Raw genomic sequence first — 15,451 nt, 5'->3', positions numbered from 1 at the left:
GGAAGGGGGTCGGCGGCGGCGCGGATCAGCCGGACAGGATCCGGCGCAGCTGGGCGTGCAGCTCCCCGCGTCCGGTGACGCCCAGGCGCTGACGCATCCGGGCCACGTGGTGCTCGACGGTCTTCGCGGAGATGAACAGTGTCTCGCCGATCTCCTTGTACGTGCGGCCCTGCACGACGAGCTCGGCGACCTCCCGCTCGCGGTCGCTGAGCACCGACGTGGTCGGTGGAGTGGGCGCGGCCGGTCGGTCCGATGTGGACGACCCCGCTGGGGACGAGCCGGCGGTCGCCGGCGCGGCGGGAGGCGGATCCTCCTCGGTCCGCCCCACCTCGGCCTGCAACGCCCGGGCGCAGCCGAGCAGGGCGGTCATCGCCCTGCGGTCCTCGGTGCGGATGGCGGCCTGCCCGGCCAGCTTGCCGCCGTCCCAGGACAGCCCGACGGCGTGCAGGCCGCGGGCGGCCGCCTCGACCGCCTCCGCGTCGACCCGGCCGGCCAGCAACGCGACCCAGTGCGGCGCCGCCGTCGCCATCGCCGCGGCGAACCGGCTCCCGCCCGCGGCGCCCGCCAGCGCCTCGGTGTGCCGGGCGGCGGCGTCGGCGTCGGCGACCAGCACGGCCGCCTGCAGCTGGGCCCAGTGCAGCGGCGCCGACCACAGCGCGGGACGTCCCAGTGCGTCCAGCAGCGCGTCCGCCTCGTCGAGGTGCGGGCGGACCCAGCTCTGCTCCCGCAGCCGGGTCGCGGCGGTGACCAGCTCGCCGAGCGGCTGCAGCACGAACAGGTCCACCGGGTGCCGGACGATCGCCTCCCGGGCCCTGGTCCAGGACCGCATCAGCGCGCCGAGGTCGCCGCCCCGGCGGGCGAGTGCCACCTGCAGCGACGCGGCCAGGAACTCGTCGCGCGCCTCGAGCTCCTCGCCGGTCCCGTCCACGGCGGCCAGCTGCGCACCCGCCGCCCGGGTCGCCCCGCGCAGCAGCGCGATCCAGCCGAGCAGCAGGCGGTGCCGGGTCTGCGCGCGGTGCCCGCCCAGACCGACCGCGAGCGCCCGCTCCAGGACGGAGCCGGCGACGTCGAACTCCCCGGTGTGCACGGCGACGAGCGCCGCCAGCGCGGCTGGCGTGTCCGGGAGCAGCGCGGCCCGGTGCGCGGACTCCAGCAGCGCGGACGCCCGCGCGAGCCCGGACAGCGACGCCGTCGGGGACCCCTCGACCGAGTCCAGCACGCCGCGCGCGATCAGCTCCTCGGCGCCGGCCAGCAGTGTCGGCGACCCGAGCAGGCCACGGGGTGGCGCGCCCGGCACGACGGCAGGGGGCCCGAGCGCCGCACGGGCCTCGCCAAGGGCACCGGTCCCGATCAGGACGGGCACGGCGGCCGTCGGGGCGGAGCCCTCGGACACGGCCGCCATCCACCGGTACAGCTCGGCGCTGCGCGCGAGCAGGCCGCGCCGGGCCAGCACGGCCGCGGCGACGCCACCGGCGCGCAGCGCGTCCGTCGGTTCGACGGCGTCCAGGGCGCCGAGCACGGAGTCGGAGTGCTCGAGCGCGCCGTCCAGGTCCCCGGCGCGCAGGTGGGCCTCCGCACGGCGGGCGGCCAGCGACAGCGGGGGCGCACCGGCCCGGACGGCCTCGGCGTAGAGCACCGCTGTGTCGTCCTGCTCCTCGCGCGCGCCCTCGTCGGCGGCCGCCGTGAACACCGCCGCGGCGCGGTCGCCGGTCGCGCCGCCGCCCACCATCGACCGGGCGACGCTCAGCACGCTCCCGCCGCGGTCCAGCTCGATCTCGGCGAGGAGGCGCCGGACCTCGGTGCGCCGGGCCGGGGCCGTGCGCCGCCGGACAACGTCCGCGACGAGCGGGAGCGGCGTGCCGTCCTGCCCGCACAGCCCGGCCGCCCAGGCGCGGGCGACCAGCTCGTCCAGCTCGTCGACACCGCTTCCCGCGGCGTCCACGAGGCCGAGCAGGGGACCCAGCACCTCCGCGTCCGCGGGCGCACCGAGCGCGACGGCCAGCACCAGCTCGGCCACCCGCCGGTCCTCCGCGTCGACGACGTCGGCGATCTCCTCGGTGAGCGCGTCGGACAGCCCGCGGGACGGACCGGGATCCTCGTTCGCGCCGTCGTCGACGAACCGGGCGCGGTCCGGTGTGGACAGCAGTGCGCGGATCAGCCGGTCGGTGAGCCACGGCGACCCGAGCGTCCGCTCGTGCACCCGGCGGGCGAACCACGGTGCCGGGCGACGGCCGAGCGCCCGCGCGGCCCTGGCGGCCACACCCGCCTGGTCCAGCGCACCGAGCACGACGGGGGCCTGTTCGGACGCCAGCAGCGTCCCGAGCCGCGCGACGGCGGCGCTGCGCGGCCACGGCCTCCGCGCCACGACGACGCGGGCGCCCGGCTCGGCCGCGCGGCGTCGCACACGCTCGACGGCGGCGTCGTCGAGGAGGTGCGCATCGTCCACGACGAGCGCCGTGTCGGCCGGAAGGTCGTCCGGGGGATCACCCAGATGGACGTCAACCCCGTTCACTCGCCAGGCTGACGTGATCTCACGCACAGTTACGGATTTACCGCTCCCGGCGGGGCCGACGATCCCGACCAGCCGCGGTATGTCTGGTTTGCGTCGTACGTCGCCAACCATGTGTCCTGCAGCGGGTGCGCCGGTGAGCACGTCGGACTCCGGAACGTCGTGAGCCGTCGGCACCGTCACGGGTCTCGGAACCCCCTCGATAGAGTGGCCGAGCGTAACGGGTCGGAGAAGGACGTCGAACGCCCCGACCTTCGTCACGGACCGCGACACAGGGGGACCGACACCATGGGCACTTCGGACGGCCCCGTGTGGGCGGTCGTGCTCGCAGGCGGTCGCGGCGCCCGGTTCGGACGGCTCAAGCAGTTCGAGCCGCTCGGCGGAGTCCGGCTCGTCGATCGGACGGTCGCGACCGCGCGCCGGACGTGCGACCGGGTCGCCCTCGTGCTGCCCGACGGTGTCGAGTGGGACGGCCCCGCGGTGGATGCGCTGGCCGTCGGCGGGGACCACCAGTCCGAGTCGATGCGTGCCGCGCTCGCCGTGGTGCCCGACGACGCGGGCGTGATCGTGGCGACCGACCCGGCCCACCCGCTCGCCCCGGACCGCGTCTACACCGACGTCGTCGCGGCCGTCCGCGCCGGAGCCGACGGCGCCGTCCCGGTGCTGCCGCTGCTCGAGGTGATCCAGCGGGTCGTCGACGGGCGGGTGGTCGAGACGCTGCCGAAGGCGGACGCCGTGGTCACCCAGGCGCCGCACGCGTTCCGCGCCGACGCGCTCCGCGCCGTGCACGCGGACCGGCCACGGCCCGTCGAGAACTCGGGACTGCTCGTCGAACACGGCTACCGGGTGGTGGCCGTGGAGGGCCACCCGGCGAACCTGCACGTCGCGACGGAGGCGGATCTCACCGTGATGGAGCACCTCGCCCACGCAATGGCTCTTGCGGACCCCGTACCGTTGCCCGACGAGACGCACGGCGCCCGCAGGACGGCCGGCGTCCCGACGCCGACATGACAGTTCGCACCACCGCCGGATCCGGCCGCCCGTGCAGCGGCCGGACGCGCCTCGCTCCCCGCACACCGGAGGACCCGTGAGCAGCATCGACCAGAACACCCCCGTCGTGATCCTCTGCGGCGGGCAGGGAACGCGTATCCGCGAGGTGAGCGAACGCCTGCCCAAGGCCATGGTGGAGATCGGCGGACGGCCCGTGATCTGGCACATCATGAAGCTCTACAGCCACTACGGATTCCGGCGCTTCATCCTGTGCCTTGGCTACAAGGGCTGGGAGATCAAGCAGTTCTTCCTGGACTACCGGGCCCACCTGTCGGACTTCACGCTGTCGCTGGCCGAGGGGCAGCACAGCCCCCAGTTCCACAACGACGCCGCCGACGAGAACTGGGAGATCACGTTCGCCGAGACCGGCCTCGACGCGGGTACCGGCGCCCGGCTCCGGCGCATCCGCCACTACATCGACACCCCGCAGGTGATGATGACCTACGGCGACGGCGTCTCCGACGTCGCGATCGACCAGCTGGTCAAGACGCACGAGGAAGGCGGCCGGATCGGCACCGTCACCGGCGTGCACCCGACGTCGAAGTTCGGTGAGATGCAGGTCGACGACGACCGGGTCTCCGAGTTCAACGAGAAGCCGACCCAGGTCCAGGGGTTCGTGTCCGGCGGCTACTTCCTGTTCGAGCGGTCGTTCCTCGACGACTACCTCGACGACCGCGAGGACCTGTTCCTGGAGCACGAGCCGCTCGGGCGGCTGGCCCGTGACGGCCAGCTGACGGTGAACCGGCACGAGGGCTTCTGGGCCGCCATGGACACGTACAAGGACTACCAGCAGCTCAACGACCTCTGGGCCGCCGACGACGCCCCGTGGAAGATCTGGCCGGACCAGGGCACCCGCTGGTGATCCTCAGCGGTTCGCGACACCCGGCGGGTCGCTGACCTCGGCTACGGGTGCACCCCCGGTCCCGAGCAGCCGCTGCCAGGCCGCCGCGTCGACGGTGTCCGGTGTGGACTCCAGCGGCCTGCGCGCGACCAGCGTGTCCACCGCACGGCCCGCGTCGCCCTGGTAGCGCCCGGTGCCGCGGAGCAGGAGGCCGCCCTCCCGGCTCACCGTCCGGGCCAGCAGCGGCCAGGACTCACCGCCGAGGATCCCGTTGACGTCCTCCGCCTTCGTCGCGGACTGGAACTCGCGGACGGCGTCGGCCGTGGCCTCGTCGAAGCGTCCGGTGACCGAGCCCCTGGTCGCCCCCGCATCCCGGAGCAGGTACTGGGCGGCCGTGACCTCCGGGCCGCTGTCCCCGGTCCGCAGCAGCGGCCAGCTCGCCCTGGTCGCCTCGGTGCGCGACACCCGCCGTCCGAGCACGGCGCCGACCTCGGACCGCAGCCGCGGCAGCATCGAGTACAGGCGGTCGCCGGGGCAGATCGTGTTCTTGTAGTCGCGGTGGCCGTAGAGCTCGGTCGGCGGGATCGCGTACCGGAAGCAGATGTAGGCGCACAGCGCGCGCAGCGAGTCCCAGAGCTTCGGCGGAGGGCCCTCTCCGATGTAGGTGCCCTCGTTCTCGATCCCGATCGCGACGACGTTCTGCCCGGTGCAGTGCGCGCCCTCGACCTGGCGCCGCCCGGCGTTCAGCTCGCCGAGGGACAGGAAGCGCCCCTCCAGCACGAACCCGCCGCGGCTGATCGTGAAGTGCTGGCCGGAGTCCAGCCAGCCGTTGTGGTCCATGTGGTAGGCCTGGATGCTGCGTGCCGTCCGGCGGCCGGCGTCACGGCTCACGTCCCGCTGGTTCGGACCCGCCGTGTGGTGCACCAGGATCCGGATCGGCCGCCGATCCCAGATCTTCACCGGCGAGCTCGGGCGGCGGGCACCCCACGACGGGCAGTTCTCGATGAACGGCGCCGGTGGGCCCGGCGCGGGCGCCGCGTGGGCCGTGCCGGGCGCGACGACCAGTCCGGCGGTCAGTCCGGCACCCACCACCAGCAGCCCGCGCCTGCTGATCCGCGGCCCGCCTACCTCACCACTCCCACCCGCCACGATGGAGATATTGCGTCACACCGACCCCGTTGGCGTGACACCACGCCGATGCCGATCGGTCCGATGACCTTGTCTCCGGTTACCGGCGAGTAATATGCTGGGTGGAGCTACCGGCCGGTAACCCGTGGACGGGCCGGCGACGTCCGAGCGGATGAGGCGGTGAGGGCATGGGCCACTACAAGAGCAACCTGCGCGATCTCGAGTTCAACCTGTTCGAGGTCTTCCGCATCCAGGACACACTGGGCAACGGCCCGTTCGAGGGTGTCGACGCCGACACCGCGAGGGGCGTGCTGTCCGAGCTGTCCGCGGTGTGCACCGGCCCGCTGGCCGAGTCCTACGCCGACGTCGACCGCAACCCGCCGGTGTACGACCCGGCGACGTTCTCGGTCACCACCCCGCAGTCGCTCAAGGACGCGTACAAGGTCCTCTGGGACGGCGAGTGGTACCGCCTCGGCCTGCCGGTCGAGCTCGGCGGATACGGCATCCCGCCGTCGGTGCAGTGGGCCGCCGCGGAGATGATGCTCGGCGCCAACCCGGCCGTGTTCATGTACATGGCGGGCCCGAACTTCGCCGGTGTGATCCACGCGAACGGCACCGACGAGCAGAAGCGCTGGGCCCAGCTGATGATCGACCGCGGCTGGGGCGCGACGATGGTGCTGACCGAGCCGGACGCGGGCTCCGACGTCGGCGCGGGCCGCACGAAGGCGATCCAGCAGGACGACGGGTCCTGGCACATCGAGGGCGTGAAGCGGTTCATCACCTCGGCGGAGCAGGACTTCACCGAGAACATCATGCATCTGGTGCTGGCCCGTCCGGAGGGCGGCAAGCCGGGTACCAAGGGCCTGTCGCTGTTCCTCGTGCCGAAGTTCCACTTCGACGGCGAGACCGGCGAGCCGGGCGAGCGCAACGGCGCCTTCGTCACGAACGTCGAGCACAAGATGGGCCTCAAGGCGTCCACGACGTGCGAGCTGACGTTCGGTGCACACGGCACCCCGGCACAGGGCTGGCTGCTGGGCGAGGTGCACGACGGCATCGCCCAGATGTTCCAGGTCATCGAGTACGCGCGGATGATGGTCGGCACCAAGGCGATCGGCACCGCGTCGGCCGGCTACCTCGCCGCGCTGGACTACGCCAAGGAGCGCGTCCAGGGCGCCGACCTGACGAAGATGACGGACAAGACGGCGCCGCGCGTGACGATCACGCACCACCCGGACGTGCGCCGCAGCCTGATGCTGCAGAAGGCCTACGCCGAGGGGCTGCGGGCCGTCTACACCTACACCGCGACCTACCAGGACAAGATCCGCCTGGCCGAGTTCACCGGTGAGGACGCCTCGCTCGCGAGCAAGGTCAACGACCTGCTGCTGCCGATCGTCAAGGGCGTCGGCTCCGAGCGGGCCACCGAGCAGCTGGTGCAGTCGCTGCAGACGCTCGGCGGGTCCGGGTACCTGCAGGACTACGCGATCGAGCAGTACATCAGGGACGCGAAGATCGACTCCCTGTACGAGGGCACCACCGCGATCCAGTCCCAGGACTTCCTGTTCCGCAAGATCGTCCGGGACAACGGGCAGGCGCTCGCGCACGTCGCGGGCGAGGTCGCCGCGTTCGCCGACTCCGACGCGGGCAACGGCCGGCTCAAGGAGGAGCGCGCGCTGCTCACGACGGCCCTGACCGACGTGCAGGGCATGCTCGGCGCGCTGACCGGCTTCCTGTACGCCTCGGCCGAGGACCAGACGAACCTCTACAAGGTCGGCCAGCACACGGTCCGGCTGCTGATGGCCGTCGGTGACCTGCTCGTCGGGTGGCTGCTGCTGCGCCAGGCCGCCGTCGCGCTGGACGCGCTCGGCACCGACGGGGTGTCCGAGAAGGACCGCCGGTTCTACGAGGGCAAGGTCGGCGTCGCGTCGTTCTTCGCGAAGTCCGTTCTGCCGCGCCTGACCTCGGAGAAGGCGATCATCGAGAACGCGGACAACGCGCTGATGGAGCTCGACGAGGCCGCGTTCTAGGTCTCCCGCGTATTCGGCCCCGGGGTGGACACCACCCCGGGGGCGAGTCGTGCGGCGGCTACTGCTGGATGTAGGACTCCAGCTGCTCGCGCTCCTTCTCGAGCATGTCGATCCGGACCTTCACCAGGTCACCGATCGACACGATCCCGGCGAGCGCGCCGTCGATCACGACCGGCAGGTGGCGCACCCGTCGGTCGGTCATCACCCGGGCCAGGTCCGCCGCCTGGTCGTCCGGCGAGCAGGTGACGACGTCCGCCGTCATCACCTCGGCGACCGCGGCGGACAGCAGGTCCGCGCCCCGGTCGTACAGGCGGCGGACGATGTCCCGTTCGGACACGATCCCCACCAGGTGCATGCCGTCCACCACCGGCAGGGCACCCAGGTTGTTCTGCGCGAACAACCGGAGCACCTCCCCGACGGTGTCGGCCGTCGTCACCGTGACGACGTCGGTCCCCTTGCTCCGCAACACGTCCGCGATCCGCATCCGAGCCCCGATCCTCGTTGTGGCACGTGGATCGAGACTACGGATGTGACGTGCGTCTCGTCAGCCCCTGAACGTGGCGACCCTCAGCCGCATTGCACGATCGGCTGCGGGTTGTAGCGGACCGTCCGCGTCTTGCTGGTCGTCTCGCCGGTCTGCACGTTGCGCATGGTCCGGGTGTCGGTCGCGGTGAAGCCGGGCGAACCCTTGCTGGGGCTGCACGGCTGACCGGGCGGGAGGTTCACGACCTGGGGTGGCGTCGGGTTCGTCCGCGGGCCGGTCTGCGACGTCACGTCCCACTGCTTCTGCCCGAGGAACTTGACCGTCACGTTGCTCGGCGTCCACTCGGTGCGGATCAGCACCGGCGTCGGGCCGTCGTTGCGGAACTTGACGTCGATCAGGTTCTCGAACACCGTCGCCTCCCGGGCGACCGGGTAGCGGCTGATGTAGTAGCTGTGCTCCTTGTGCTCGATGTCGGTCATGCCGGCGAAGTACGACGCGTTGTACAGCGTCGTCGCGAGCTGCGAGACACCGCCGCCGATGCCCTTGGCCGGGTGCCCGTCCTCGATGATCCCGGCCTCGACGTAGCCGGTGGAGGCGTCCCGGGGGTCGGTCGCGCCGTTCAGGCTGAACGTCTCGCCCGGCGCCACGATCTTCCCGTTGATGCCCTCCGCGGCCCGGCGGATGTTGACGCCGGAGTCCGCCGCGAACCCGCCGGTGGTGAACGAGCTGATCTCGGTCGCGGAGCCGAGGGACTGGATCGCCTGCGTGGTCAGTTCGGCGGGCTTCGGGGCGTACACCGCGGCGACCGTCCGGGGACCGGTGCCGGTCAGGATCGGCACGAGGTTCCCGAACGTGGCCTTGTAGTCGACGCCGCGGCCGTCCACGGACGGGACGACGCGCGCCGGCGTGACGGCCAGGTCGAGCGAGGCGTCCACGGCCGGCTTCTCGGTCGACGCGAGCTGCGGCTTCACGACGTCGGTCAGCGACTCGACGTTGATCTGCGGCACCAGCTTCGACGGGCCGGCCGGGTCCGCCTTGAACGTCAGCGCCTGTGCGATGTCCTCCGGCTTCATGGTGCCGTTGGCACCCTCACCGGTGACCGTGACGGGCGCCGACACGGCCGGGCGCGCGACCTCGTCGATCGCCTTCTGCACGTCCTCCGGCGTCGTCGACGGCTGCTCGGTGATCAGCGGGAGCGCGACCGGTGCGCCGGTGGCCCACTTCTGCTCCAGCGTGCCGACGGCGGCGTCGACGTCGAGGCGCTGGCCCGGCTCCGGGGCGACCGGGAGCGGGTTCGTGCCCTCGAACCGGACGTTGCCGTCCTTCGGGTCCTTGTCCACGACGGGCGCGAGCTGCTCCATCGCCGTCCGCACCGCACGGGCGTCGGAGGAGTTCACGACGGGCACGTCACGGGTGCCGAAGAACGAGGTGACCCGCGTGATCGGGTTCAGCGGCTGGGCGCCCGCCCGGTCGAGCGTGCCCTGGTAGTCCACCGCGAGCCCGGCGACCTTCGGGTCGACGTCGCTGCGCACCTCGCCCGCCGTGACCTGGATCGGCTGCGACGAGCGCGGCTCGATCGCGCCCTGCAGCTTCTCGATCGCGGCCGCCCGGGACATCCCGCCGATCTGCTGGCCGGCGACGGTCACGCCGCGCGGCACGCTTCCGGAGCTGAACAGCAGGTCGCCGAGATAGGCCAGGACCAGCACGGCGACGATCGCGCCGACGACCAGCAGTCCCCTCCGGCGCGGACGACCGCCACCGGATCCCGCGTCGTCGGTGCCGGGGCCGTCCCCACCGGGACCACCCGCCGATCCGGCGTTCGGGTCGGGGAACTCCGCGGCCGCGACGTCGGCACCGTGCACCGTCGGGAGGACCTCGGTGTTCGGCTCCGACGACGTCGGCGCGGCGGCGGAGCCGATCGGAGCCGTCGGGGCGGCGTCGCGCGGACCGGGGCGGCCCGGCAGTGGGGTCGCGACGGTCCGCTCCTCACCGGGAGGAGCCGACCGGCCCGCTTCGGTGGGCCCGGCAGGTGGGCGTCCCGGCGTCTGCGGGCGGTCCGGCGACGGCGCGACCGGCTGGACCCGCACCGTGTCGGCGGACGAACCGGCCTGCTGCGGAGCGGGCTGCTCCGACGGCGTCGCCGGGGCCGGGGCCGACGACGTCGCGCCCGCCTGCGGGGCGGTGGGACGTTCGCCGGCGTCCGGACGGGCCGAGGGCGACGGGGACGGCCGCGCGTCGGTCGCGCCACCAGCAGCGGCGGCGGCACCTGCGGCTGCCGCACCACCTGCGGCTGCGGCACCGGCCGGACCGGGCCTCGGCGACGGCCGGGCGGAGCCCGACGGCTGTGCCGGACCGGACGGCTGTGCCGGGTCGGCGGGCGACGGTGTCGCGGGGCGCCCCGGGGCAGGCGGATCCTGCGGGCGGGCCTGCGGGGAGGGGCTCTGCACCGCCCGGGTCTGCTCCGACGCACCAGCCGGCCCGGGCGTCGTCGGAGCGGACGGCTCGTGTGCCGCCGGAGCCTGGGACGCCGGGCTCTGCGCCGTCCGGTCCTGTGCCGACGGACCAGGGGAGCCGGGGGCCTGCCCCGTCGCGCCGTGCGCAGCCGGACCGTGCGGGGCCGGGGTCGGTGCTGCCGGGGCCTGCGCAGCCGGCTCGTGGGACGCCGGGGCCTGCGGGGACGCGGGCGAGGTCTGCGGCGCGGCCGTGCGGTCGGGGGAGCCGTCGGCGCCGCCGGAGCCTGCCGTCGATCCGGCAGAGGTGTCCGTTCCCGGCTGCGCGCTCCCGGACGCGGCCGACGGCGGGGAGACGGCGTCGTCGGTGCCGTTCCGGTCACCGGCGGCCGGCGTCGTGGTCACGGTCGGCGGCTCCGCCGTCGTGCCCTGCTCCGACCGCACGGTCGGGTCGGACGCCTGCTCGTCGCCGTCGGAGCGGGGCGTGACCGCCCCGACGGCCACCGTCTCGGACGCGCCCGACGAGCCGGACGGCGCGGGGGCGCGATCCGGCCGCGGTTTCGGCGACGGCATCACGGGTCGCGGGGACGGCGCGTCCGGGCGTGCCGCCGACCCGTTCCCGCCCGCCGGATCGTGCGCGGTCGAGGTGGGGTGCTCGTCGGTCTCTCCGGGCGCGTTCTGCCGCTCGGGCATGACGTCGCGTTCCTTTCGCACAGCCGTACACATCGCCGCCGCGCCCATGGCCCGGGGAAGCGTCCTACAGGTAGAGGCCCGTTCCGTGCTCGGTGCGTTCCGTGGCGACCGCGTGCAGATCCCGCTCGCGCATCACCAGGTACGCCGTTCCCTGCACCTCGACCTCGTACTGGTCGTCCGGCGCCAGGAGGACGCGGTCGCCGGTCTTGACCGTCCGCACGTGCTGACCGACACCGGCGACCTCCCCCCAGACAAGACGTTTGGCGACCTGCGCGGTTGCGGGGATCACGATTCCGGCCGAGCTGCGTCGCTCACCGGCACCCTCGACGATCTTGATCATGACGCGGTCGTGCAGCATCTGGATCTCGAGCTTGGGGTCCGGCACTTCGGAGATGCTACGAGAGGGCCGTCACGGCCCCGGCAGTGCCCGGACCATCCGGACGTACGCCCCTGATGTACCCCGGACGTAGGACAGCCCCGCGGTGAATCCAGGTCGGGGGTCCGGACTCGCCGCGGGGCTCACCACGGATGTCGCGTCCGGGCCGCCGGGCGTTACGGGCGACGGACGAGCCACCCGATCGGGGGACCCGCGCTCACGTCTGCGCGAGCAGGTAGCGGCCGAAGTGGGGCACGGTGAACGCGATCTGTCCACGTTGGGCGGAGAACACGAGTCCCTTCTTCATCAGGCTGTCCCTCGCAGGCGACAACGACGACGCCTTCCGCTCGAGGTGCTCGGCGATCCCCGCGGTCACGACCGGATCGTCGCGGCCGTCGGTCAGCTCCGCCATCGCCCGCAGGTACTCCCGCTCGGCCGGGGTGGCCCGCTCGAAGCGGGAGCCGAAGAACCCGACCGCCAGCTCCGTCTCGGCCTCCGGCGCCGCCATCGCGACGTCCTTCACGCCGATCGGGGTGGTGGGCGCGGCGTCCCATGCCGCCTTGCCGTACGCCTGCACGAAGTAGGGGTAGCCGCCGGAACGCTGGTACAGGTCGTCGAGCGCGTCCTGGTCGAACGTCGCGTCCTCCCGCTCGGCGGGGGCCAGCAGCGCGAAGTCCGCGTCCTTGCGGTCCAGCCGGTCGATCCGGGAGTAGGTGAACAGCCTCTCCGAGTAGGACTTCGACGCGGACAGCACGGCGGGCAGGTGCGGCAGTCCGGCCCCGACCACGACGAGCGGGGCCCGCGACTGGGACAGCTCGTGACAGGCGGCGCACAGCGCCGACACGTCGTCGGGCCGCAGGTCCTGCATCTCGTCGATCAGCAGCGCGATCCCGGACCCGACGTCCTGCGCGAGCTCGGCGACCTCGGTGAACAGCTCGACGAGGTCGATCTCGATGTCCCCGGAGTCGGCCCGTCCGTTCTTCACCGGGACGTCGATGCCGGGCTGCCAGCGGTCCCGCAGCTTGGCGCCGTCCGGCGACGAGCGCAGCGCGAACGCCTTGAGCACGCCGAGCACCTCGTCGACCCGCTCGGGAGCGCGGTGGCGCAGCGCGAGGTCGCGGATCGCGCGGTGCAGTGCGGCGGACAGCGGCCGTCGCAGGTCGGCCTCCGGACGGGCCTCCACCTTCCCGGCGCCCCATCCGGCGTGCATCGCCATCGAGCGCAGCTCCCCGAGCAGGACGGTCTTGCCGACACCGCGCAGGCCGGTGAGCACGAGGCTCCGTTCCGGACGGCCGCGGGCGACCCGCTCCAGCACGATCTCGAACGCGTCGACCTCGCGGTCACGGCCGGCGAGCTCGGGCGGCCGTTGCCCGGCGCCGGGAGCGAACGGGTTCCGTACCGGGTCCATGGTCGCGGACGGTATCGACGGTTCTCGGCGAATCCGTAGACGTCGCGATATTCCGCTCGGCGTGTCCTCCGAGATCCACCCGACCGGCCCAGTGGCGTGGTCGGGACCTCATTGGTCACGCTGAGCGACGACCCGGCCACCGAATCCACGGTTCCGTGCGAACTCAAGGCCAGCGTATCGTCCACGGCCGTAACTCGATCAGACTATAAACACACGCTTGTCATCACGATCTGATGGCAAACGTTGCACCCACTTCTTTCCTCACTTGGGGCGAGACACACTTTCAGAGCAGTGACCGCAAGGGGCCGACCAGCGAGGAGGACGTCATGACCCGACACCGGGGACGTCACCGTGCGTCCCGATCCTGTCACCACTCGACCCTGCGGATGCGGACGCTCCCACGCCGCCGCAGCCGCCTCGACGGCCTGCGGGCGCTGTTCCGGATGCCACGGACGGCGTAGGCGAGGCCGTCAGCGACGGCCGTCGGGGTCGACGACCTCGCCTTCCAGCACCGGCATGCCGCCGTGGTCCGGGCGGCGGGGCGCGTCGTCCCGGACGACCGTGTCGCCCTCGACGATCGTCACGCCCTGACGGATCCGGGCCGTGCGCAGGTCCGGCGCACGCCGCTCGGCGGCGTCCACCAGCCTGCGACGCACGAGCCCGCGCACCGGCGGGAGCAGCAGCGCGAGGCCGAGCACGTCGGTGACCAGGCCGGGGACGAACAGCAGCACGCCGCCGAGCGCGACGAGCAGCCCGTCGGTGGCCTCGGAGTGCGCCAGCCGCCCGTTCTGCACGGCCACGGTCAGCGCCCGAGCGGCCCGCACCCCCTCGCGACGTGCGAGGAGCAGGCCGAGCACCGCGCCGGCCATGAGGACCAGCAGTGTCCAGCCCACTCCGATCCAGGAGGCCAGGCCGACGACGGCCAGGACCTCGACGACGAGGTACAGGAGCACGATCCGCATACCCGTACAACGCACGGGGACGCGGATCTGCTCCCGGGCACTACCAGGTGAACGCGATTCCCGGATCGGCCAGCAGCGCACCGACGTCGGCCAGGAAACGCGACCCCTGCTCGCCGTCGACGAGCCGGTGGTCGAACGACAGCGCCAGCTGGCACACCGTCCGCACGGCCAGCTCTCCGTCGACCACCCACGGCGCCTGCTTGATCGACCCGACGGCCAGGATCGCCGCCTCGCCCGGGTTCAGGATCGGCGTGCCGGTGTCCACACCGAACACCCCGACGTTCGTGATCGTGATCGTGCCGCCGACGAGGTCCGCGGGCGGGGTCTTCCCGTCGCGTGCCGTCGTGGTCAGCGCGTCGAGCGCGACGGCCACGTCCCGCAGGCCGAGCAGGTCCGCGTCCCGGATCTTGGGCACCATCAGGCCCCGCGGCGTCGCGGCCGCGATCCCGAGCTGGACCCGCTCGAAGTAGACGATCTCGCCGGCGTCCGCGTCCCAGCGCGCGTTCACCTCGGGCGTGCGGGCGGCGGCCAGGCACACCGCCTTGGCGACGAACGCGAGCGGGGTGAGCTTCACGCCGTCGAAACCGCGGGAGGCGCGCAGACGGTCGCGCAGCTCCATCGTCTCGGTCACGTCGACGGCCAGGAACTCGGTGACGTGCGGCGCGGTGAACGCGCTGGAGACCATCGCCTCCGCGGTCGCCTTCCGCACCCCGCGGATCGGCTCCCGCCGGTCGCCGCCGGACGGAGCCCGGGTGGCCGGACGCGGCGCCGCGGCCGCTCCGACGGCACCGGCTCCCGCGACAGCTGCAGCGCCGGCCACGGCCGGGGCGGCGCGCCCGCCCGCGGGTGGGGCAGCCGCCGGGGGAGCGGGCGGCGCCGACGCCGCGGCCTCCACGTCGGCGCGGGTGATCCGCCCACCCGGACCGGAACCGGTGACCGTCCGCAGGTCCACACCGGCGTCCCTGGCGAACTTGCGCACCGGCGGCGGGGCGAGCGGCACCGCGCCCCTGCCGGATGCGGCGGGCACCGGGTCGCGCCCCGACGGTTCCCCCGTGAGATGACGGTCATCGCGCTCCGCGGGCTCCCGGGGAACCACCGGCGTCATCTCACCCGGGGCCGACGGACCGCTGCCGCGACGGGGACGGCGGGTCGCGGTGCCCTGGCGCGGGCCGTAGCCGACGAGCGTCGCGATGCGCCCGTCCGCACCGGCCTCGCCGATCTTCGCCCCGTTGTCCGACGAGACCGCTGCACTTCCCGCGGCGGCCGTCGACGGCGCCGGGTCACCGGCGGTCTCGATCGCGATGATCGGCGCGCCGACCTGCACGGTCGTGCCGGCCTCGACGAGCAGCTCGCCGACCGTGCCGGCGTACGGCGACGGCAGTTCGACGGCCGCCTTGGCCGTCTCGATCTCGACGAGGACCTGGTTGACGGTCACCGTGTCGCCGGGCGCGACCTTCCACTCGGAGATCTCGGCCTCGGTCAGCCCCTCGCCGACGTCCGGCAGCTCGAACAGCTCACGCATCGCC

The 15,451-nt window shown here is 73.4% G+C and carries 11 protein-coding genes; 3 read left to right on the top strand and 8 right to left on the bottom strand.

Going from position 1 to position 15,451, the window contains the following annotated elements:
* Positions 1 to 25: 25 nt before the first annotated feature.
* Positions 26 to 2,512 carry a helix-turn-helix transcriptional regulator gene (locus EV378_RS18040; protein WP_165922326.1) on the bottom strand — a complete coding sequence of 829 codons (2,487 nt, stop codon included), beginning with the start codon at positions 2,510 to 2,512 and terminating at the stop codon, positions 26 to 28.
* A gap of 285 nt (positions 2,513 to 2,797) precedes the next feature.
* Between EV378_RS18040 and EV378_RS18035 the strand changes: the two genes are divergently transcribed.
* Positions 2,798 to 3,520: an IspD/TarI family cytidylyltransferase gene (locus EV378_RS18035; RefSeq protein WP_132426909.1), complete on the top strand. Its 723-nt coding sequence runs from the start codon at positions 2,798 to 2,800 to the stop codon at positions 3,518 to 3,520.
* Positions 3,521 to 3,596: 76 nt separating this feature from the next.
* Positions 3,597 to 4,421 (top strand): glucose-1-phosphate cytidylyltransferase, encoded by an 825-nt coding sequence (locus EV378_RS18030; protein ID WP_243653530.1) that lies wholly within the window; start codon positions 3,597 to 3,599, stop codon positions 4,419 to 4,421.
* A 3-nt stretch (positions 4,422 to 4,424) separates the two neighbouring features.
* Here EV378_RS18030 and EV378_RS18025 read toward each other — a convergent pair whose 3' ends face one another.
* Positions 4,425 to 5,549, bottom strand: a complete 1,125-nt coding sequence (locus tag EV378_RS18025) for a peptidoglycan recognition protein family protein (RefSeq protein WP_132426907.1) — start codon at positions 5,547 to 5,549, stop codon at positions 4,425 to 4,427.
* Between the two features lie 167 nt (positions 5,550 to 5,716).
* Between EV378_RS18025 and EV378_RS18020 the strand changes: the two genes are divergently transcribed.
* Positions 5,717 to 7,552 carry an acyl-CoA dehydrogenase gene (locus EV378_RS18020; RefSeq protein ID WP_132426905.1) on the top strand — a complete coding sequence of 612 codons (1,836 nt, stop codon included), beginning with the start codon at positions 5,717 to 5,719 and terminating at the stop codon, positions 7,550 to 7,552.
* A 58-nt stretch (positions 7,553 to 7,610) separates the two neighbouring features.
* On the opposite strand, the gene EV378_RS18015 is transcribed toward EV378_RS18020, so the two are convergent.
* From EV378_RS18015 to EV378_RS17990, 6 genes are all read right to left on the bottom strand, one after another.
* On the bottom strand, positions 7,611 to 8,036 hold the full coding sequence (locus tag EV378_RS18015; protein ID WP_132426903.1) for a CBS domain-containing protein: 426 nt from the start codon (positions 8,034 to 8,036) through the stop codon (positions 7,611 to 7,613).
* Between the two features lie 83 nt (positions 8,037 to 8,119).
* A complete protein-coding gene (locus EV378_RS35920; RefSeq protein WP_207908700.1) occupies positions 8,120 to 11,179 on the bottom strand; it encodes a VanW family protein in 3,060 nt (1,019 codons plus the stop codon).
* A 64-nt stretch (positions 11,180 to 11,243) separates the two neighbouring features.
* A complete protein-coding gene (locus tag EV378_RS18005) occupies positions 11,244 to 11,564 on the bottom strand; it encodes a GroES family chaperonin (protein WP_132426901.1) in 321 nt (106 codons plus the stop codon).
* 208 nt (positions 11,565 to 11,772) lie between these two features.
* Positions 11,773 to 12,963, bottom strand: a complete 1,191-nt coding sequence (locus tag EV378_RS18000) for an ATP-binding protein (RefSeq protein WP_132426899.1) — start codon at positions 12,961 to 12,963, stop codon at positions 11,773 to 11,775.
* A gap of 470 nt (positions 12,964 to 13,433) precedes the next feature.
* A complete protein-coding gene (locus EV378_RS17995) occupies positions 13,434 to 13,925 on the bottom strand; it encodes an FxsA family protein (protein ID WP_132426897.1) in 492 nt (163 codons plus the stop codon).
* A 40-nt stretch (positions 13,926 to 13,965) separates the two neighbouring features.
* Complete coding sequence (locus EV378_RS17990) at positions 13,966 to 15,447, bottom strand: dihydrolipoamide acetyltransferase family protein (protein ID WP_132426895.1); 1,482 nt, start codon at positions 15,445 to 15,447, stop codon at positions 13,966 to 13,968.
* Positions 15,448 to 15,451 lie beyond the last annotated feature (4 nt).

This window comes from Pseudonocardia endophytica (assembly GCF_004339565.1).
In the GTDB taxonomy this organism is placed as follows: domain Bacteria; phylum Actinomycetota; class Actinomycetes; order Mycobacteriales; family Pseudonocardiaceae; genus Pseudonocardia; species Pseudonocardia endophytica.
Note: the sequence above shows the minus strand (reverse complement) of the source record. Positions and strands in the feature narration are given on the sequence as shown.